Source organism: Streptomyces sp. cg35 (assembly GCF_050410835.1).
Lineage (GTDB): Bacteria > Actinomycetota > Actinomycetes > Streptomycetales > Streptomycetaceae > Streptomyces.
Genome location: NZ_CP191268.1, coordinates 3,100,526 through 3,119,071 on the forward strand (window position 1 = coordinate 3,100,526; position 18,546 = coordinate 3,119,071).

General features: G+C 71.4%; 17 protein-coding genes. 10 read left to right on the plus strand and 7 right to left on the minus strand.

Annotated elements, in window-relative coordinates:
* Nucleotides 1-104: 104 nt before the first annotated feature.
* Nucleotides 105-755, minus strand: a complete 651-nt coding sequence (locus tag ACQUQD_RS14140; protein ID WP_428952412.1) for an alpha/beta family hydrolase — start codon at nt 753-755, stop codon at nt 105-107.
* Between the two features lie 512 nt (nt 756-1,267).
* On the minus strand, nt 1,268-2,083 hold the full coding sequence (locus ACQUQD_RS14145) for an SOS response-associated peptidase (RefSeq protein ID WP_428952413.1): 816 nt from the start codon (nt 2,081-2,083) through the stop codon (nt 1,268-1,270).
* A gap of 60 nt (nt 2,084-2,143) precedes the next feature.
* On the opposite strand from ACQUQD_RS14145, the gene ACQUQD_RS14150 reads away from it, so the two are divergent.
* From ACQUQD_RS14150 to ACQUQD_RS14165, 4 genes are all read left to right on the plus strand, one after another.
* Entirely contained in the window at nt 2,144-2,845 is a 702-nt protein-coding gene (locus ACQUQD_RS14150; RefSeq protein WP_428952414.1) for a M50 family metallopeptidase, read from the plus strand.
* Nucleotides 2,846-2,881: 36 nt separating this feature from the next.
* Nucleotides 2,882-4,213, plus strand: a complete 1,332-nt coding sequence (gene aroA / locus ACQUQD_RS14155; RefSeq protein ID WP_428952415.1) for a 3-phosphoshikimate 1-carboxyvinyltransferase — start codon at nt 2,882-2,884, stop codon at nt 4,211-4,213.
* An 11-nt stretch (nt 4,214-4,224) separates the two neighbouring features.
* A complete protein-coding gene (gene rsgA, locus ACQUQD_RS14160) occupies nt 4,225-5,235 on the plus strand; it encodes a ribosome small subunit-dependent GTPase A (protein ID WP_428952416.1) in 1,011 nt (336 codons plus the stop codon).
* 128 nt (nt 5,236-5,363) lie between these two features.
* Nucleotides 5,364-5,687 (plus strand): DMT family transporter, encoded by a 324-nt coding sequence (locus ACQUQD_RS14165; protein WP_188336959.1) that lies wholly within the window; start codon nt 5,364-5,366, stop codon nt 5,685-5,687.
* A gap of 28 nt (nt 5,688-5,715) precedes the next feature.
* Here ACQUQD_RS14165 and ACQUQD_RS14170 read toward each other — a convergent pair whose 3' ends face one another.
* From ACQUQD_RS14170 to ACQUQD_RS14180, 3 genes are read right to left on the minus strand one after another with little or no spacing between them, the layout of a single operon-like run.
* Nucleotides 5,716-7,740, minus strand: coding sequence for a dipeptide ABC transporter ATP-binding protein (locus ACQUQD_RS14170; RefSeq protein ID WP_428952417.1), 2,025 nt, complete (start codon nt 7,738-7,740; stop codon nt 5,716-5,718).
* Entirely contained in the window at nt 7,730-8,635 is a 906-nt protein-coding gene (locus tag ACQUQD_RS14175; RefSeq protein WP_428952418.1) for an ABC transporter permease, read from the minus strand. Before ACQUQD_RS14175 ends, ACQUQD_RS14170 begins: the two co-directional genes overlap by 11 nt.
* A gap of 13 nt (nt 8,636-8,648) precedes the next feature.
* The gene (locus tag ACQUQD_RS14180) at nt 8,649-9,632 is read right to left on the minus strand and encodes an ABC transporter permease (RefSeq protein WP_428952419.1); all 984 of its coding nucleotides are present in this window, start codon (nt 9,630-9,632) and stop codon (nt 8,649-8,651) included.
* 203 nt (nt 9,633-9,835) lie between these two features.
* Between ACQUQD_RS14180 and ACQUQD_RS14185 the strand changes: the two genes are divergently transcribed.
* A complete protein-coding gene (locus ACQUQD_RS14185) occupies nt 9,836-11,521 on the plus strand; it encodes an ABC transporter substrate-binding protein (RefSeq protein ID WP_428952420.1) in 1,686 nt (561 codons plus the stop codon).
* Here ACQUQD_RS14185 and ACQUQD_RS14190 read toward each other — a convergent pair.
* A complete protein-coding gene (locus ACQUQD_RS14190) occupies nt 11,514-12,125 on the minus strand; it encodes a TetR/AcrR family transcriptional regulator (protein ID WP_428952421.1) in 612 nt (203 codons plus the stop codon). The two genes, ACQUQD_RS14185 and ACQUQD_RS14190, sit on opposite strands and share 8 nt — an antisense overlap.
* Before the next feature lie 151 nt (nt 12,126-12,276).
* Here ACQUQD_RS14190 and hisN point away from each other — a divergent pair, with 151 nt between their 5' ends.
* Both hisN and ACQUQD_RS14200 read left to right on the plus strand, forming a co-directional pair.
* Nucleotides 12,277-13,074, plus strand: a complete 798-nt coding sequence (hisN, locus tag ACQUQD_RS14195; RefSeq protein ID WP_428952422.1) for a histidinol-phosphatase — start codon at nt 12,277-12,279, stop codon at nt 13,072-13,074.
* A gap of 168 nt (nt 13,075-13,242) precedes the next feature.
* Nucleotides 13,243-13,644, plus strand: a complete 402-nt coding sequence (locus ACQUQD_RS14200; RefSeq protein WP_428952423.1) for a CBS domain-containing protein — start codon at nt 13,243-13,245, stop codon at nt 13,642-13,644.
* 175 nt (nt 13,645-13,819) lie between these two features.
* Here ACQUQD_RS14200 and katG read toward each other — a convergent pair whose 3' ends face one another.
* A complete protein-coding gene (katG, locus tag ACQUQD_RS14205) occupies nt 13,820-16,036 on the minus strand; it encodes a catalase/peroxidase HPI (RefSeq protein WP_428952424.1) in 2,217 nt (738 codons plus the stop codon).
* Between the two features lie 135 nt (nt 16,037-16,171).
* On the opposite strand from katG, the gene ACQUQD_RS14210 reads away from it, so the two are divergent.
* The 3 genes from ACQUQD_RS14210 (at nt 16,172) to ACQUQD_RS14220 (ending at nt 18,509) form a co-directional block, all read left to right on the plus strand.
* Nucleotides 16,172-16,591: a Fur family transcriptional regulator gene (locus ACQUQD_RS14210; protein WP_428952425.1), complete on the plus strand. Its 420-nt coding sequence runs from the start codon at nt 16,172-16,174 to the stop codon at nt 16,589-16,591.
* 299 nt (nt 16,592-16,890) lie between these two features.
* Nucleotides 16,891-17,646, plus strand: coding sequence for an ABC transporter ATP-binding protein (locus ACQUQD_RS14215; protein ID WP_428952426.1), 756 nt, complete (start codon nt 16,891-16,893; stop codon nt 17,644-17,646).
* The gene (locus tag ACQUQD_RS14220) at nt 17,643-18,509 is read left to right on the plus strand and encodes an ABC transporter permease (protein ID WP_428952427.1); all 867 of its coding nucleotides are present in this window, start codon (nt 17,643-17,645) and stop codon (nt 18,507-18,509) included. The genes ACQUQD_RS14215 and ACQUQD_RS14220 overlap by 4 nt, the downstream gene beginning before the upstream one ends.
* Nucleotides 18,510-18,546: the final 37 nt, after the last annotated feature.

The following is an 18,546-nucleotide window of genomic DNA, read 5'->3' on the forward strand; positions in this document are numbered from 1 at the left end:
CAGGAGTGGTGGCGCGGCTCGGGCAGATGGTCGAACCCATGCGGCGGACTTCCTCTCGTACGAACTGTGTGCACCGACAGTCCGCACAACAGCAGTCCCGTGCTCTACATTCCCGGCGGCCGGACGAGTGACCGGGTCCACGCGGTGACGGCGTCGGTGAGGACGGCGAGGGCCTCGTCCTGCCCGATGCCGGCGCGCTTCGGCACGGCGAACCCGTGATCCCCGTACGGCACTTCGACGAGCTCGTACGCATCGGATTCCGGGAACTCCGCGGGCTTGCCGAAGGGGTCGTTCCCGCCCTGGACGACAAGTGTGGGCACCCCGGCGCCCAGCAGTTCCTCGGCGCGGGACTTCTCGGGCTTGCCGGGCGGGTGCAGGGGGAAGGAGAGCGCGAGCACGGCGGCCGCGCCGAGCTCCTTCGCCGTGCGGCAGGCGACGCGGGCGCCGGCGCTTCTGCCTCCGGCGGCGACGGGGAGGCCGGCTGCGGCGAGGGCGGGCCATACGCCCCGCCAGCCCGTGTCGAGGGTCTTCGGGGCCGGGGCCACCTTCTTCCCGGCCACGCGCCAGGGCTGCTCCACAAGAGCGACGGTCACTCCGTGGGCCGGGAGGGTGCCGGCGAGGGCCTGCAGGTCCCTGGCCTCGATGCCGCCGCCCGCGCCGTGGCTCGCCGCCAGGACCAGGTGGGGGGCGGTGGCGGGGTACCAGGTGATGCGGGCATCGCCGGTGTCGGTGGGCACGGTCTCAGTACGGCTCATCGGATCATGGTGCACCCTCGGGCCTGCTTGAACGGTCACCCGGCGCGGGGCTGCCGCCTTGCCCTCGGGCCTGCTTGAACGGTGGCCCGGCGCTGGGCTGCCGCCTTGCCCTCGGGCCTGCTTGAACGGTGGCCCGGCGCTGGGCTGCCGCCTTGCCCACCCTGCCGCCCCAGGCGGCAGACTGCCCAAGACGGGGCGGCGCCTGCTCGGGCGGGGCGGCAGCCCACCGGCGGTCAGCCGCGTACGAGCGGCAAGGACATGAGCCAGCGGCGTCGAAAGCCCCACCGGGCGGAGGCCGCAAGCCGGCGGGAGGGGACGTGTCGGGGTGCCCCCGCAGGACACAGCGGGAACTCAGCGCCGGATGACGCGCCTACGGCGTACGGAGGCGACGAGACCCAGCCGGCCGAGGAGGTACGCCGACGCGGCCCCGCCCCACCCCACAACGGACGGCGCACCCAGCCCCGCCCCGTCCCGCCCCGCCCCGCCCCGAACAAGCCGCCCAGCCCTCCACGTCAGAACAAGGTGCCCTCCTCCGGCCCCTCCAGCTCCGTCAACAGCTCCGCCCCGTTGTTACGGACGTTGCTGACGGCGGTCGACACGGGGTACGCCCGCATCAGCCCCTCCGGCGGAGCCGCCAGCAGGGACCGCAGATCGTCCACGTCGGTCCGCCCCGGGTCCAGCCACGCGTCCCACCGGTCCGGCGTCAGCATCAGCGGCATCCGCGGATGGATGTCGGCGAGCGACCGCGGCCCCTCCTTCGGCGCGACCCCGAGCGGCGCGGTCTCCGCCTCCGTCGTGATCACCGAGCACGTCACCCACCAGGCCAGCGGATGCTCGTCCGGCAGCGTCCGGTCGCGCCAGAACTCGTACAGGCCGGCCATCGCGAACACCGACCCGTCCGCCGGCGTCACGAAGTACGGCTGCTTGCGCGGCCGCTTCTTCTTCCCCTCGACCTCCAGGTCCCGCTCCCCGACCCCGGTCACCCACTCGTAATAGCCGTCGGCGGGCAGAATGCAGCGCCGCGTGGAGAAGGCCCGCCGGTACGACGGCTTCTCGTGCACGGTCTCGGCCCGCGCGTTGATCATCCGGGCCCCGCCCTCGGGCGTCTTCGCCCACGACGGCACCAGCCCCCACTTCAGCGTGCGCAACTGGCGAACCGGACGGGGGTCCTCGGCGTCTTTCACCGGACGATCGAGGACGGCGTAGACCTCCTTCGTAGGGGCCACGTTGTAGTCGGGCGCCAGGGTCTCCTCCGGCTCCCACTTCTCGATCTCAAAGATTCCTGCGAGATCCTCGGGCCTACGACTCGATGCATACCGTCCGCACATACGTGCCACAGTGCCAGAGCGAGAAGCAGACCCACCACCGAACGGGAGCGCCGCCAAAAAATGGACGCCAGCCTCTGGGACCGGATCTTCGGTACCCAGTCCGACCCCGACCAGTGGGTGGTCATCGCCACCGGCGTCGTCGCGCTCGCAGCGATCGTCCCGCACAACATCTGGCGGCTCTCCCGCAACGCCATCACCATCGCCCACGAGGGCGGCCACGGCCTGATCGCGCTGCTCATGGGCCGCCGCCTCGACGGCATCAGGCTGCACTCGGACACCAGCGGCCTCACGGTCAGCCGTGGCAGACCGACCGGCCTCGGGATGATCCTGACCGCGGCGGCCGGGTACACGGCCCCGCCGCTGCTCGGCCTCGGCGGCGCGGCCCTCCTGGGGAGCGGCCACATCACGCTCCTGCTCTGGCTGGCGACGGCCCTGCTCGTGGCGATGCTGGTGATGATCAGGAACGCGTACGGGGTGCTGACGGTCGTCGTCACCGGCGGCGCGTTCCTCCTGGTCTCCTGGCTGGCCGGCCCCCAGGTCCAGGCGGCGTTCGCGTACGCGGTCGTCTGGTTCCTGCTCCTGGGCGGCGTACGGCCGGCCTTCGAGCTCCAGTCGAAGCGCCGTCGCGGCGGGGCCGGCGACTCGGACGCCGACCAGCTCTCCCGCCTCACGCACGTCCCCGCGGGAATGTGGCTCTTTTTCTTCCACGCCGTCTCACTGTGCTCACTGCTGGGCGGGGGCCGCTGGCTGCTGGACCTGTGAACGGGTGGCTCCGGATGGGCCCACTAAAGTAAAGGCATGACCTCGAACCCCGCGCCCACCGCACTCTGGCCCGCCCCTCTCGCGAGCGGAGCCGTCGACGCGACCGTCTCGGTGCCGGGGTCCAAGTCCGTCACCAACCGGGCCCTCGTCCTGGCCGCACTCGCCGCGGAGCCGGGCTGGCTGCGCCGCCCGCTGCGCTCCCGCGACACCCTGCTGATGGCGGGCGCGCTGCGCGCGATGGGCGTGGGCATCGAGGAGACGGTGTCCTCCAGCTCCTCCGTCGCGGGCGGCTCGGGCGAGGCCTGGCGCGTCATCCCCTCCGGTCTCCAGGGCCCGGCCACGGTCGACGTGGGCAACGCGGGCACGGTCATGCGCTTCCTGCCGCCGGTCGCGGCGCTCGCCGACGGGCCGATCCGGTTCGACGGCGACCCCCGTTCGTACGAGCGGCCGCTGCACGGCGTGATCGACGCGCTGCGCGCGCTCGGCGCCCGGATCGACGACGACGGCCGGGGCGCGCTGCCGCTGACGGTGCACGGCGGCGGCGCTCTCGACGGCGGCCCGGTGGAGATCGACGCCTCGTCGTCGTCCCAGTTCGTGTCGGCGCTGCTGCTGTCCGCGCCGCGCTTCAACCAGGGCGTGGAGGTCCGGCACACCGGCTCCTCACTGCCCTCCATGCCGCACATCCGGATGACGGTCGACATGCTGCGCGCGGTCGGCGCCCAGGTCGACACCCCGGAGTCGGGCGGTGAGGCCAATGTGTGGCGGGTGACGCCGGGCGCCCTGCTCGGCCGGGACATCACCATCGAGCCGGACCTCTCCAACGCCCAGCCGTTCCTGGCCGCGGCGCTGGTCACCGGCGGCACGGTCACGATCCCCGACTGGCCGGCGCACACCACGCAGCCCGGTGACGCGCTGCGCGACATCTTCACGCAGATGGGCGGGTCCTGCGAGCTCACGGCGCAGGGCCTGGAGTTCACCGGCTCCGGCTCGGTCCACGGGATCGACGTGGACCTGAGCGAGGTCGGCGAGCTGACCCCGGGCATCGCCGCGGTCGCGGCCCTGGCCGACGGCCCCTCCACGCTGCGCGGCGTCGCGCACCTGCGCCTGCACGAGACGGACCGGCTGGCCGCGCTCACCAAGGAGATCAACGAGCTGGGCGGTGACGTGACGGAGACCGCCGACGGTCTGCACATCCGCCCGCGCCGCCTGCACGGCGGGATCTTCCACACGTACGACGACCACCGCATGGCGACGGCGGGCGCGATCATCGGCCTGGCCGTGGACGGCGTGCAGATCGAGAACGTGGCGACGACGGCCAAGACGCTGCCGGACTTTCCCGACATGTGGACCGGAATGCTCGGGGCGTAGGGAACATCGCGATGCGCCGCTACGGCAAGCACACCGACGAGGACGACATCCGCCAGCGCCCGAACCGCAAGGGCAACCGGCCGCGGACGAACATCCGGCCCAAGCACGAGGACGCGGCGGAGGGCATGGTCCTCACCGTCGACCGGGGGCGGCTGACCGTTCTCATCGACGACATCCCGGTGACGGCGATGAAGGCCCGTGAGCTGGGCCGCAAGGCGGCGGTCGTGGGCGACCGGGTGTCCGTCGTCGGCGACCTGTCGGGCAAGAAGGACACCCTCGCCCGCATCGTCCGGATCGAGCCGCGCACGTCCGTCCTGCGCCGCACGGCGGACGACGACGACCCCTACGAGCGCGTCGTCGTCGCCAACGCCGACCAGCTCGCCATCGTCACCGCGCTGGCCGACCCCGAGCCGCGCCCCCGCATGATCGACCGCTGTCTGGTCGCGGCGTACGACGGCGGGCTCGACCCGCTGCTGGTCCTGACGAAGTCGGATCTGGCCTCGCCGGACAAGCTGCTCGGCCTGTACGGGGATCTCGACATCCCGTACGTGGTGACCAGCCGCGAGGAGCTGGAGAACGGCACGGCGGTGGCGCGGGTGCGCGAGCAGCTCGACGGCAAGGTCACGGCGTTCGTCGGGCACTCCGGTGTCGGCAAGACGACGCTGGTCAACGCCCTGGTCCCGGAGGACCGGCGGCGTACGACGGGCCATGTCAACGCGGTCACGGGCCGCGGCCGCCACACGACCACGTCGGCGCTGGCGCTCCCCCTGTCGGACGACGCGGGCTGGGTCGTCGACACCCCGGGCGTGCGCTCGTTCGGCCTGTTCCACGTGGACCCGTCGCGCGTCATCCACGCGTTCCCGGACCTGGAGGCCGGCACCGAGAACTGTCCGCGCGCGTGCAGCCACGACGAGCCGGACTGCGCCCTGGACGCCTGGGTGGCGGAGGGGCACGCGGACCCGGCGCGTCTGTACTCGCTGCGCCGGCTGCTGGCCACGCGCGAGCGCCGCGAGGGCGACTGAACCCCGGCCGCCACGCGCTGACCTCTGTCTTGTTTGCTGCCCCGGCGCTCCGGTAAAGGCATAATCGCACCAAGCCGGACGCAAGATCGAAGCCGTACGAGATCAGTGGAACGCGGGAGGCACATCACATGGCGTGGCTGCTGGTCATCGTCGCGGGGATCCTGGAGACCGGTTTCGCCGTCTGTCTGAAGCTCTCGCACGGCTTCACCCGCCTGTGGCCGACGGTCGCGTTCGCCTCCTTCGCGCTGGGCAGCTTCGGTCTGCTGACGCTGTCCCTGAAGAAGCTCGACGTGGGACCGGCGTACGCGGTGTGGACGGGCATCGGAGCGGCGGGCACGGCGATCTACGGCATGGTCTTCCTCGGCGACGTGGTCTCCACCCTGAAGATCGTCTCGATCAGTCTGGTGATCGCGGGCGTGATCGGTCTCCAGCTGTCGGGGTCGGCGCACTGACCCCGCGCCGGGCGCACCGGCGCACCGCTCACACGACCTCCCGCACCCGGGGGAAGTGACACGCGGCCCCGTGGTGCCCGGGGTCCGGCGCCACCGGCACCTCCCCCTCGCACCGGGCCCGCTCCGGCGCCCCCAGCTCGGCGTACACCGCACACCGCGCCCGGAACCGGCACCCCGCGTAGCGCTCCGTGGGGCTCGGCGGGTCCCCCGTCAGCAGGATCCGCTCCCGCTGCCGCGCCCGCTCCCGGGGCGGGTCCGGCACCGGTACCGCCGACAGCAGCGCCTGGGTGTACGGGTGCAGCGGGCGCTCGAAGACGTCCTGGACCGGCCCGGACTCCACGGTCCGCCCGAGGTACATGACGCTCACCCGGTCCGCGATGTGCCGCACCACGGACAGGTCGTGCGAGACGAAGAGGTACGCGAGGCCCAGCTCCGCCTTCAGCCGGCGCAGCAGGTTCAGCACGCCCGCCTGCACCGACACGTCGAGCGCGGACACCGGCTCGTCCAGGACCAGCAGGTCCGGCTCCACCGAGAGGGCCCGCGCGATGCCGATCCGCTGGCGCTGCCCGCCGGAGAACTCGTGCGGATAGCGCTCCGTGTGCGCCGGGTCGAGCCCGACGAGTTCGAGGAGTGCGGGAGCGCGCCGCGCGGCGGTGGCCCGGTCGGTGCCCTGCGCGCGCAGCGGCTCGGTGACGATGTCGCCGACGGGCATGCGCGGGTCGAGCGAGGCCATCGGGTCCTGGAAGACGATCTGCACGCGCTGTCGCACGGCCCGCCGTCCGGCCGTGCCGAGTCCGTCCACGGACCGCCCGAACAGCTCGATGTCGCCGCCCTCGGGCCGCTTCAGCTCCAGCAGTTCGAAGAGCGTGGTCGACTTCCCGGAGCCGGACTCGCCGACCAGGGCGAGGGTCTCGCCGCGCCCGATGTCGAGGTCGACGCCGTCGACGGCGTACACGCTGCCCACGCGTCGCTTGAAGGCGTTCCCCTTGTGCACGGGGAAGGTCCTGGCCAGTCCGCGTACCTTCAATACCGCCTTGCTGTCGGGCAGGTGGCTGTCGGGCCGGGGGATCTCGGGCACCGGGAACACGTCCCTGGGCGCGAGCCCCGCCACCTCCCCCGACCGCAGGCACGCCGCGGTGTGCCCGGCGCCCACCGCCTCCGGCTCCGGCACGCCCGCCAGGCACCGCTCCTCGGCCAGCGGGCAGCGCGGCGCGAAGGCGCACCCCCGCCCCGGCTCGCCCGCGCCCGGCGCCGCTCCGGGCACCGGGACCAGCACCTGGGCCGCCTCGTCGATCCGGGGCACCGCGCCGAGCAGCCCGAGCGTGTACGGCATCCCGGGCGCCCGGAACACCTCGTCCACGGGCCCGTTCTCCACCACCCGGCCCGCGTACATCACGGCCACCCGGTCGGCCGTCCCGGCGACCACGCCCAGGTCGTGGCTGACCAGCACCAAGGCGGCGCCCGTCTCCCGCCGGGCGGTGCGCAGCACGTCGAGGACCTGGGCCTGGATCGTCACGTCCAGCGCGGTCGTCGGCTCGTCGGCGACGATGACGTCGGGGTCGTTCGCCATGGCCATCGCGATCATCGCGCGCTGCCGCATGCCGCCGGAGAACTCGTGCGGGTAGGCGTCCGCCCGCTCCCGGGCCCGCGGGATGCCGACCAGGTCGAGGAGTTCGACGGCCCGCTCGCGGGCGGCCTCGCGCGAGACGTCCCGGTGCGCGCGCACGGCCTCGGCGATCTGGTCGCCGATCCGGTACACGGGCGTGAACGCGGACAGCGGGTCCTGGAAGACCACGCCGATCCGCGCGCCGCGCACCCGCGACAGGTCCCGGTCGGACGCCCCGACCAGTTCCTGTCCGTCGAGGCGCACCGATCCTCGTACCGTCGCGTTGCCCGGCAGCAGACCGAGGAGCGCGAGTGCGGTCGCCGACTTGCCGGACCCCGACTCCCCCACGAGGCCGAGGACTTCACCCCGCCGAAGGCTCAGGTCGACGCCTCGCACGGCGGGCTTCCCGTCGAACTCGACGTGCAGGTCGGTCACTTCAAGCAGCACGGCGCGCGCCCTTTCCCGAGGCGGACGGGTCGAGCGCGTCGCGCAGCCCGTCGCCCACCAGATTCACCGCGAGGACGAAGACGATCAGCAGGCCGGCCGGGAAGAAGAACATCCAGGGGTAGGTGATCGCGGCCCCGGTCGTCGAGGCGATGAGGGTGCCGAGCGAGACGTCCGGTGCCTGGACGCCGAACCCGAAGTAGGACAGGGCCGTCTCGCTCATCACCGCGCCGCCGACGGCGATGGTGGCGTCGATGATGAGGAACGAGGCGATGTTCGGCAGCACGTGCCGCCGGATCACCGTGAACGGTGCGACGCCCATGTACCGTGCCGCGCGCACGAATTCGCGCTCCTTCAGCGACACCGTCATGGATCGCACGACCCGTGCCGTGATCATCCACCCGAACACGGCGAGCAGCCCCACGAACGCGAACCAGCCGGCCCCGCGCAGCCGCGGCGAGACGATCGCGATGATGAGGAAGGAGGGGAAGACGAGGAGCAGGTCGACCACGAACATCAGCAGGCGGTCCGCCCAGCCCCCGAAGTACCCGGCGCACGCGCCGACGAACGCGGCGAGCCCGGTCGCGAACAGGGCCACGAGCACCCCGATGACCAGGGATTTCTGCAGCCCGCGCACGGTCTGCGCGAAGACGTCCTGGCCGATGCGGTTGGTGCCCCACCAGTGGTCGGCCGAGGGCGCCGCGCGCAGCGCCGTGTAGTCGACCTTCTCGTACGTCCATGAGGTGAGGTGCGGGCCGAGCACGGCGAGGGCGGCGAGGAGGAGCAGGACGCAGGCTCCGGCGAGGGCGCTCCGGTTGCGCAGGAAGCGGCGGGCGACGACGGAGCCGCGGCCCCGGGGGCGGGCGACGGGCGGTGTCTCAACAGGGATGGCTGTCATGGCGGTTGCTCACTCAGGCGCGGCGGACGCGCGGGTCGAGTGCGGCGTGCAGGGCGTCGGCGAGGAAGCCGGACAGCAGCACGACCACGGCGGCGAAGACGTTGACGGCGACGACGGAGTTGACGTCGTTCTTGCCGATGGCGGAGACGAACCACTCGCCCATGCCGTGCCAGCCGAAGATCGTCTCCGTGAAGGTGGCGCCGGTGAACAGGGCGAGGAAGCCGTAGCTGAAGAAGGTGGACATGGGGATGAGAGCCGTGCGCAGTCCGTGCCGCAGCAGCACCGTGCGGTGCCGCAGGCCCTTCGCGCGGGCCGTGCGCAGATAGTCGGCGCCGAGGACGTCGAGCATCGAGGAGCGCTGGTAGCGGCTGTAGGAGGCGATGGCGCCGAGGGCGATGGAGACCGTCGGCAGCAGCAGGTGCACCGAGCGGTCCTTCAGTACCGCCCAGATTCCGGAGTCGACGCCGGGGCTCTTCTCGCCGGTGAACTGGATGATGTCCGTGCCTGTCTGCTGGTTGAACCAGATCGCGCCGATCTTGAGCAGCACGGCCAGCAGGAACACGGGGGTGGAGAGCAGGGCGAACGAGGCGACCGTCAGGGCCCGGTCGGACAGCCGGTACTGGCGGACCGCCGTCCACGCCCCGGCGAGCACTCCGAGGACGGTGCCGGCGACCGTGCCGAGCAGCAGCAGGCGCAGGCTCACCCCGATCCGGCGGCCGAACTCGGCGCTGACGGACGACCCGTCGATGGTCCGCCCCAGGTCGCCGCGGACGGCGTGCCCGGCCCAGGAGAGGAACCGGGCGGGCAGCGGCCTGTGGTCGTTGACGCCGATCGCGGTGAGGTGATGGTCGACCGAGGCGGCGGAGAGCGGCGGCTGGCGGCCTTCGTAGTACGCGCGCGGGTCCAGGGCCAGCGAGGCGATCAGGTACGAGAGGCCGACGGCGACGGCGAGCAGGACGGCGTAGTAGCCGGTCCGCTTCGCCAGATAACCCCACACCCGTTCTGCCCCCGTCTTCCGTCGTGCCGGTATTCATGCAGGTCATCGACGCGCAGCAGCAAGCATGATCGCGTTTTGTTGCCGCACTATGAAGAGCACATGTCATCTCCCGGGAGCCCTTCCACGGGCCGCTTCCGCGGGCTTACGGTCGCGCCGACTGCGGCCGCGGATCCGGCCGCGCACGACCCGGAGGAAGACTGACCATGCGCAGAACCACCGTCACCGCCATAGCCGCTGCCCTGTCGGCCACCCTGGTGGTCGCGGGCTGCGGGTCCTCCGACGACGACAAGCCGGTGAAGAAGCAGGCCGCGCCGGCGGTGGACGGGCAGGACATCAACGCGCACCCGGTGAGCGATCTCAAGCAGGGCGGGACGCTGAAGACGTACATCACGCAGTGGCCCGTCCAGTACAACGTCAACACCCCCGACGGCGCCCAGGGCGACACCCAGGAGATCATCGGCGCGGTCCTGCCCGACCTCTTCGACTCCGACGCGAAGGGCGCCGTCCACGCCAACCCGAACTTCCTGACCTCGGCGAAGGTCGTCTCCACGGACCCCCAAGTCGTCGAGTACGAGCTGAACCCGAAGGCGAAGTGGTCCGACGGAACGCCGCTGAGCTGGAAGGACTTCGCCTCCCAGTGGAAGGCGCAGAGCGGGCGCGACAAGGCGTACGAAGTGGCCGACACCTCCGGCTACGACCAGATCTCCGAGGTCGAGCGGGGCAAGGACGCCCACGGTGTACGGATCACCTTCGACCAGCCGTACGCGGACTGGCAGCGCCTGTTCGACCCGCTGTACCCGGCGGCGTACACGAGCACGCCGAAGAAGTTCAACGCGGCGTGGCAGGAGAAGGTGCCGGTCTCCGGCAACGCCTTCAGGATCACGTCGTACGACAAGACGGCGCAGACCGTGACGATCACGCCCGACCCCCATTGGTGGGGCCCGAAGCCCAGGCTGGACTCGGTCGTCTACCGCGTCATCGACTTCACGGCGAGCACCGAGGCGTATCTCAACAAGGAGATCGACTTCGCCACCGCGCTGCTGCCGGAGGACTACAAGCGGCTCGTGAAGGCGAAGGACACGGACATCCGGCGGGGCGCCCGCTGGGACGAGGTGCACATCGCGCTGAACGGCGCGCACGGCCCGCTGAAGGACGTCCGTGTGCGCCAGGCGCTCGGCAACGCGATCGACCGCAAGGGCATCAACACCGCCTTCAGCAAGGACCTCTCCTTCGAACTGAAGCCGCTCGACAACCACTTCTTCATGCCGAACCAGGAGGGGTACGAGAACAACGCGGGCGAGTACGGGACGTACGACCCCGAGAAGGCGAACAAGCTGCTGGACGCGGCCGGCTGGAAGTCGGCCGGTGAGGGCGAGCCGCGCACCAAGGGCGGCAAGCAGCTCACCCTGGAGTACACGCTGAGCGCGGGCAGCGCGTCGGCGCAGGTCGACCAGGCGGAGCTGGTGCAGCAGCAGCTGGCGGCGGTCGGCATCAAGGTCACGCTGAAGAAGGTCCCGGCGAACGACTACTTCCCGAAGTTCGTGAACACCGGCACCTTCGACATCACGAGCTTCCGCAACGTGGACGCCGTGTTCAAGTCGACCATCGTGCCCACGTTCCTGCAGCCGCAGGGCAAGAACCTGCTCCAGAACTACGGCTCCATCGGCTCCCCGAAGATCGACGGGCTACTGAAGAAGGCCCAGCGGACCACCGACACCGCCGAGGCGAACAAGCTCTACAACGAGGCCGACAAGGAGCTGTGGAAGCTCGGCCACTCCATCGAGCTGTACCAGCGCCCGCAGATCCTCGCGGTCCGCTCGGGTCTCGCGAACTACGGCGCCGAGGGCCTCGCCAGCAGCGACTACACGAAGATCGGCTGGCTCAAGTAGCGCCCGGGGCGGGGCTCGGGCGTCCCGCGCGGAGCGCCTCGCGCACCATCCGTGCGACCCCGCCCTCCCCCGGCGGCACCATGACGCACGAGAGCGCGATCCGCGCCGCCAGTTCGCAGTCCCGGGCGAGGGCCTCCAGGTCCGTCTTGGCCGCGCCGGCCGCCCCGAGCACGGCCAGGGCCCGGTCGCGTACGGCGGCGATGAGGTCGGCGGGTGCGGGCAGCGGACCGTCCGCGCGGCGCTGCGCGGGCACGGCCGAGGAGGACGGCACCGCGGAGAGCGTCGGCGAGGGCAGCCGCTCGCTCCAGCAGCCGGTGAGCGCGGCCCGCACCAGCGGATTGCGGCGGGCGCTCGCCACCGTCCACTCGGCGACCGTGTCGAGCCCGCCTTCCCTCAGGGCCCGGTCGACGCCCGCGAGGTAGGCGTCGGCCTCGCGCCGCACCAGGGCGCGGGCCAGCCCCTCCTTGCTGCCGAACTCGTTGTAGAGGGTCTGCCGGGACACCCCGGCGACCGCCGCCACGTCGACCATCCGCACCCCTGACCAGGGGCGCCGCGCGAGCGCCGTGTAGGCCGCGTCCAGTAAGGATTCCCGCGCTGCAGGCATCGTCGCCTCCCCGGGCCGCCGCTTTCGTACGGCTTGCCGCCAGAGTTGACGGGCTTGTCCGCACTGTCAATAGCCCGTGCGAGGCGCCTACGTCCGTGTACGGACATAGGCCCTGTGGCCCCGGACGGACCACGATCGATACTGTGCAGTCATGCCCGACTACCACGATGATCTGCGCCTCGCCCACGTTCTCGCCGATGCCGCGGACGCCGCCACGATGGACCGGTTCAAGGCACTCGACCTGAAGGTGGAGACCAAGCCGGACATGACGCCGGTGAGCGAGGCCGACAAGGCCGCCGAGGAGTTGATCCGTGGCCATCTGCAGCGGGCGCGGCCGCGCGACGCGGTCCTCGGCGAGGAGTACGGCGTCGAGGGCACGGGCCCGCGCCGCTGGGTCATCGACCCGATCGACGGGACCAAGAACTACGTCCGCGGCGTCCCGGTCTGGGCCACGCTCATCTCCCTGATGGAGGCGGGCGAGGGCGGCTACCAGCCGGTCGTCGGCGTGGTCTCGGCCCCCGCGCTCGGCCGGCGCTGGTGGGCGGCGAAGGGCGCGGGCGCCTACACGGGCCGCAGCCTGACCTCGGCGTCCCGGCTGCACGCCTCCAAGGTAAACCGGCTGGCCGACGCCTCCTTCGCGTACTCCTCGCTGACCGGCTGGGAGGAGCAGGGCCGCCTCGACGGGTTCCTGGACCTGACCCGCGCGGTGTGGCGCACCCGCGGCTACGGCGATTTCTGGCCGTACATGATGGTCGCCGAGGGCTCGATCGACCTGTGCGCGGAGCCGGAGCTGTCGCTGTGGGACATGGCGGCGACCGCCATCGTGGTCACCGAGGCGGGCGGCTCCTTCACCGGCCTCGACGGGCGCCCGGGCCCGCACAGCGGCAACGCGGCGGCGTCGAACGGGCTGCTCCACGACGAGCTGCTGAGCTACCTCTCCGCGCGCTGACCGGCGTCCGTACGACTCCTGGGCGCCCCTGAACTCGCCTCCCGCGCCCTCTTGTTGACACTCCCTTTACCTGTAACTCTGAGAGTCCCCCCACTTGTGAACTTGTGAACCTTTTCTCGTTCCCGGATCGGTTCCACAGGTACCTCACACAGGAAGGTGGCTCCATCCATGCTCGTCCGTGACGCCATGAGCACGATGGTCCTCACCATCGGACCCACCCACACCCTGCGCCAGGCGGCCCGGCTGATGTCGACGCGCCGCGTCGGAGCGGCCGTCGTCCTCGACCCGGACGGCTCCGGCATCGGCATCCTGACCGAGCGGGACATCCTCAACTCCCTCGGCCTGAACCAGGACCCGGACCGCGAGACGGCCGGCACCCACACCACCACCGACGTCGTGTTCGCCGCCCCGGCCTGGACCCTGGTGGACGCGGCGGACGCCATGACCCACGGCGGCTTCCGCCATCTCATCGTGCTCGACGGCCGGGAGCCGGTCGGCATCGTCTCGGTCCGCGACATCATCCGCTGCTGGACACCGGCCAGGCGGCACGCACCGCCCCTGACGGTCTAGGGCCCGTCCTGACATGACGAGGAGGGCCGGTTCCCCGTGGGGAACCGGCCCTCCTGCCTTACGGCGGATGCCGGGGCGAGCGGCCGCGAAGGGCCATGACCGCGGCCGTCACCCGGCGCCCGCCGAAGTCACCGTCGGACCGGCCCGGTGCGGGCCGGGCACCGTCGGGCCGGACTCAGACCAGGTCGAACCGGTCCAGGTCCATGACCTTGCTCCACACCGCGGCGAAGTCCTTCACGAACTTCTCCTTGGCGTCGTCGCTCGCGTAGACCTCGGCGAGCGCGCGCAGCTCGGAGTTCGAGCCGAAGACCAGGTCGGCACGGGTGCCGGTCCACTTGACCGCACCGCTCGCGTCGCGGCCCTCGAACTCGTCCTGCGCGGCGGACGTCGACTTCCACGTCGTGCCCAGGTCCAGCAGGTTGACGTAGTAGTCGTTCGTCAGCGTGCCCGGCCTGTCCGTGAGGACGCCGTGCTTCGACTGGCCGCTGTTGGCGCCGAGGACGCGCAGACCGCCGACGAGGACGGTCATCTCGGGGGCGCTCAGCGTCAGCAGGTTCGCCTTGTCGAGCAGCAGGTACTCGGCCGGCAGGCGGTTGCCCTTGCCGACGTAGTTGCGGAAACCGTCGGAGGACGGCTCGAGCGCGGCGAACGACTCGACGTCCGTCTTCTCCTGCGTGGCGTCCACGCGGCCCGGGGTGAAGGCCACCTCGACGTCGAAGCCGCCGTCCTTGGCCGCCTTCTCGACGGCCGCGGTGCCCGCGAGCACGATCAGGTCGGCCAGGGAGACCTGCTTGCCGCCCTGCGCGTTGAAGGACTCCTGGATGCCTTCGAGCGTGCGCAGCACCTGCGCCAGCTCGTCCGGGTTGTTGACCTCCCAGTTGCGCTGCGGCTCCAGGCGCACACGGGCACCGTTGGCACCGCCGCGCTTGTCGCTGCCGCGGAAGGAGGAGGCCGAGGCCCAGGCGGCCGAGACCAGCTGCGCGACCGTGAGGTCCGAGGCGAGGACCTGCTCCTTGAGGGAGGCGATGTCCGCGGCGTCGACGACCTCACCAGTGCGCTGCGGCAGCGGGTCCTGCCAGAGCAGCTCCTCGGAGGGGACCTCCGGGCCGAGGTAGCGGACGACCGGACCCATGTCACGGTGCGTCAGCTTGTACCAGGCGCGGGCGAAGGCGTCCGCGAACTCCTCCGGGTTCTCGTGGAAGCGGCGCGAGATCGGCTCGTAGATCGGGTCGAAGCGCAGCGACAGGTCGGTGGTGAGCATCGTCGGGAGCTGCTTCTTCGACGCGTCATGGGCGTTCGGGATGGTCGCCTCGGCGTCCTTCGCGACCCACTGGTTGGCGCCGGCGGGGCTCTGGGTGAGCTCCCACTCGTAGCCGAAGAGGTTCTTGAAGAACTCGCCGCCCCACTGGGTCGGGGTGCTGGTCCAGGTCACCTCGAGGCCACTGGTGATGGCGTCGCCGCCCTTGCCGGTGCCGTACGTGCTGGCCCAGCCGAGACCCTGCTGCTCGATCGAGGCGGCCTCGGGGTCGGCGCCGACGTTGTCCGCGGGGCCCGCGCCGTGGGTCTTGCCGAAGGTGTGGCCACCGGCGATGAGGGCGACGGTCTCCTCGTCGTTCATCGCCATGCGGCGGAACGTCTCACGGATGTCGCGGGCCGCGGCGATCGGGTCCGGGTTCCCGTTGGGACCCTCGGGGTTCACGTAGATGAGGCCCATCTGCACGGCGCCGAGCGGGCTCTCCAGCTCGCGGTCGCCGGTGTAGCGCTCGTCGCCGAGCCAGGTGGTCTCGGGGCCCCAGTAGACGTCCTCCTCGGACTCCCATACGTCGGGGCGGCCGCCGGCGAAACCGAAGGTCTTGAAGCCCATGGTCTCCAGCGCGACGTTGCCGGTGAGGATCAGCAGGTCGGCCCAGGAGAGGGACTGGCCGTACTTCTGCTTGACGGGCCACAGCAGGCGGCGGGCCTTGTCCAGGTTGCCGTTGTCCGGCCAGCTGTTGAGCGGGGCGAACCGCTGCTGACCGGCGCCGGCGCCACCACGGCCGTCGCTGATGCGGTACGTGCCCGCGCTGTGCCAGGCCATGCGGATCATGAGCGGGCCGTAGTTGCCGAAGTCGGCGGGCCACCAGTCCTGCGAGGTGGTCAGCACCTCGGCGATGTCCCGCTTCACGGCCGGGAGGTCCAGTCCGTTGAACGCCTCGGCGTAGTCGAAGTCCTCACCGAGCGGGTTCGCCACCGCCGGGTTCTTCGCAAGGATCTTCAGGTTGAGGCGCTCCGGCCACCACTGGGTGTTGCCGCCGCCCTGGGTCGGGTGCTTGGCACGGCCGTGCGCGACCGGGCAACCACCCGTCTCCTCCGTCTTCGCGTCCGTGACGATTGCTTCATGGTTCTCGGTCATGCGAACCCTTCCGGAGTCTGTCCTGTCGCTTGGCCTCAGCCAATCGTGATCCTACAATGGACAATGTCTAAGTCAAGTAAGGCTCCAAAGTCACACTCGATCGGGACTCAGTCCCCTTGCTGTTAGGCTGGTTTTATGAGTGACCTTCTGGAACGACTGCGCGGACGCGGCTGGCGCATGACCGCGCAGCGGCGCGTCGTGGCCGAGGTCCTCGACGGGGACCACGTCCACCTGACAGCGGACGAGGTGCACGCGCGCGCCGCCGCGAAGCTCCCCGAGATCTCCCGGGCCACGGTCTACAACACCCTGGGCGAGATGGTGTCGCTCGGCGAGGTCATCGAGGTCGCCACGGACAAGCGCGCGAAGCGCTACGACCCGAACGCGCACCGCCCGCACCAGCACCTGGTCTGCGCCCAGTGCGGCCAGATCCGCGACGTCCACCCGACGGGGAACCCGCTGACGGCCCTCCCCGACTCCGAGCGCTTCGGCTTCACGATCTCGGACGTGGAGGTCACGTACCGAGGCGTCTGCCCGACCTGCGCGACACAGGCGTAGCGAGACACAGCTCCCGACAAGGCCCGCACCGAAGAGGTGCGGGCCTTCTCGATGCACCCCAAAGGAACGCGGGGATCTGCGCGATCGCCCCCCACACCCCCACCCGAGGGACGCGGGGAACTACGTGATCGCCCCCCACGCACCCGCATCCGAGGGACGCGGGGAACTGCGCGAGCACCCCACCCCGCCCCGCACCCGGCAACAAACCTGCACAACGCACGGACCCCTTCCGCAATCTGACACACCGTCATATTCTCGCGGGCGCCCACCAGAACCCATCCGCACCCCCGGAGGGCCCCGTGCACAAACTCCGCGCCACCGACCTCACCCGAACCTTCGGCCCCACGCACGCCCTCGGCCCTCTGGACCTCACGGTCGCCCCCGGCGAGTTCGTCTGCGTCGTCGGCCCCTCCGGCTGCGGCAAGTCGACGCTCCTGCGCATCGCCGCCGGACTCACCCGCCCCTCCACCGGCACCCTGGAGATCCGCACCGCCGATCCCCGCCCGGCCGCGATGATCTTCCAGGACTACGGCATCTACGACTGGAAGACGGTCCTCGCGAACGTCCGCTTCGGCCTCGACATCCAGAAGGTCCCGCGCCGCGAGGCGAACGCCCGGGCGCGCGACTGGCTGACCCGCATGGGCCTGGCCGACTTCGCGGACGCCTATCCGTCCGCGCTCTCCGGCGGCATGCGCCAACGCGTGGCGATCGCGCGGGCCCTGGCGGTCGAGCCGGAGATCCTGCTCATGGACGAGCCCTTCGCCGCGCTCGACGCGCAGCTGCGCACGATCCTGCAGGACGAACTCCTCGCCCTCACCCAGACCACCCGCACCACCACCCTGTTCATCACGCACAGCCTGGAGGAGGCGATCGTCCTCGGCGACCGCGTCCTGGTCATGTCGGCCCGCCCCGGCCGGGTGATCGCCGAACGCCGCCCGCCGTTCGCCCGCCCGCGCACCGGGGACATCCGCGACACCCCCGAATTCACCGCGCTCAAGGGCGAGTTGTGGGATCTGCTGCGTGGCGAGGTGCACCAGGAGGCGGTCCCGGCATGACGACGGCCACCACCCCCGCCAAGGGCGACGACGTCCTGGTCCGCTCCCCCGGCCCCCAGGAGCTCCGCCCCGCACGCACCCGCCGCAGGCGCCGCGCCCTCGAACTCTCCCTCGCGATCGCCGTCCCCCTCGCCCTGGTCCTGCTCTGGCAGCTCGCGGCCACGCGGTCCTGGATCGACGACCGCGTCTACCCGGCCCCTTCCACGATCCTCGCCGACGGCTGGGACCGGGCCGCCGACGGCGATCTGTGGCCGGACGTGCGGGCCACGCTCAAGCGCGTCCTGGCGGGCTACGCGATCGGCACGGTGACGGGCTATCTCCTGGGCCTGCTCATGGGCTCGATCTCCTTGGTACGGGCCGCACTCGAACCCCTTCTCGACGCGCTGTACGTCGTCCCGAAGCTGGCCCTGCTTCCCGTGTTCCTGAACATGTTCGGCCTCGGCGAGGGCCCCCAGGTCGCGCTCGTCGCGGCGACGGTCTTCTTCTTCGTATGGATCTCGACGATGGCGGCGGTCCTCGCCGTCCCTTCCGGACACCGCGACGCGGGCCGGGTCTTCGGCGCCTCCCCGTGGCAGATGTTCCGCCACGTCCTGCTCCCGGCCTCTCTGCCCGCCGTCCTCGTGGGGGCCCGCATCGCGGCGGGCGTCGCGGTCCTCGTGATCGTCGCCTCGGAGCAGATCGCCGCGGCGAACGGCCTCGGCCACCTCATCTTCGACGCCCGCGCCCTCTTCCAGAACGACGTCATGTTCGTCGGCATCGTCTGCGTGGCCGTGCTCGGCGTCGTCTTCTCCGAGCTGGTGCGCCTCGCGGGGCGGCTGCTCACCCCCTGGGCACCGCGCGACCGCGGCCGCGGCCAGTCCTGAATCCCTTTCCGGTTACGTGTTACGTATGACGTGTACG

Coding starts and splice junctions, on each gene's coding strand:
- ACQUQD_RS14140 (WP_428952412.1), bottom strand. CDS start 755: ATGAGCCGTACTGAGACCGTGCCCACCGACACCGGCGATGCCCGCATC.
- aroA (WP_428952415.1), top strand. CDS start 2,882: ATGACCTCGAACCCCGCGCCCACCGCACTCTGGCCCGCCCCTCTCGCG.
- ACQUQD_RS14210 (WP_428952425.1), top strand. CDS start 16,172: ATGAGTGACCTTCTGGAACGACTGCGCGGACGCGGCTGGCGCATGACC.
- ACQUQD_RS14190 (WP_428952421.1), bottom strand. CDS start 12,125: ATGCCTGCAGCGCGGGAATCCTTACTGGACGCGGCCTACACGGCGCTC.
- ACQUQD_RS14165 (WP_188336959.1), top strand. CDS start 5,364: ATGGCGTGGCTGCTGGTCATCGTCGCGGGGATCCTGGAGACCGGTTTC.
- ACQUQD_RS14220 (WP_428952427.1), top strand. CDS start 17,643: ATGACGACGGCCACCACCCCCGCCAAGGGCGACGACGTCCTGGTCCGC.
- rsgA (WP_428952416.1), top strand. CDS start 4,225: ATGCGCCGCTACGGCAAGCACACCGACGAGGACGACATCCGCCAGCGC.
- ACQUQD_RS14150 (WP_428952414.1), top strand. CDS start 2,144: ATGGACGCCAGCCTCTGGGACCGGATCTTCGGTACCCAGTCCGACCCC.
- katG (WP_428952424.1), bottom strand. CDS start 16,036: ATGACCGAGAACCATGAAGCAATCGTCACGGACGCGAAGACGGAGGAG.
- ACQUQD_RS14145 (WP_428952413.1), bottom strand. CDS start 2,083: ATGTGCGGACGGTATGCATCGAGTCGTAGGCCCGAGGATCTCGCAGGA.
- ACQUQD_RS14185 (WP_428952420.1), top strand. CDS start 9,836: ATGCGCAGAACCACCGTCACCGCCATAGCCGCTGCCCTGTCGGCCACC.
- hisN (WP_428952422.1), top strand. CDS start 12,277: ATGCCCGACTACCACGATGATCTGCGCCTCGCCCACGTTCTCGCCGAT.
- ACQUQD_RS14175 (WP_428952418.1), bottom strand. CDS start 8,635: ATGACAGCCATCCCTGTTGAGACACCGCCCGTCGCCCGCCCCCGGGGC.
- ACQUQD_RS14200 (WP_428952423.1), top strand. CDS start 13,243: ATGCTCGTCCGTGACGCCATGAGCACGATGGTCCTCACCATCGGACCC.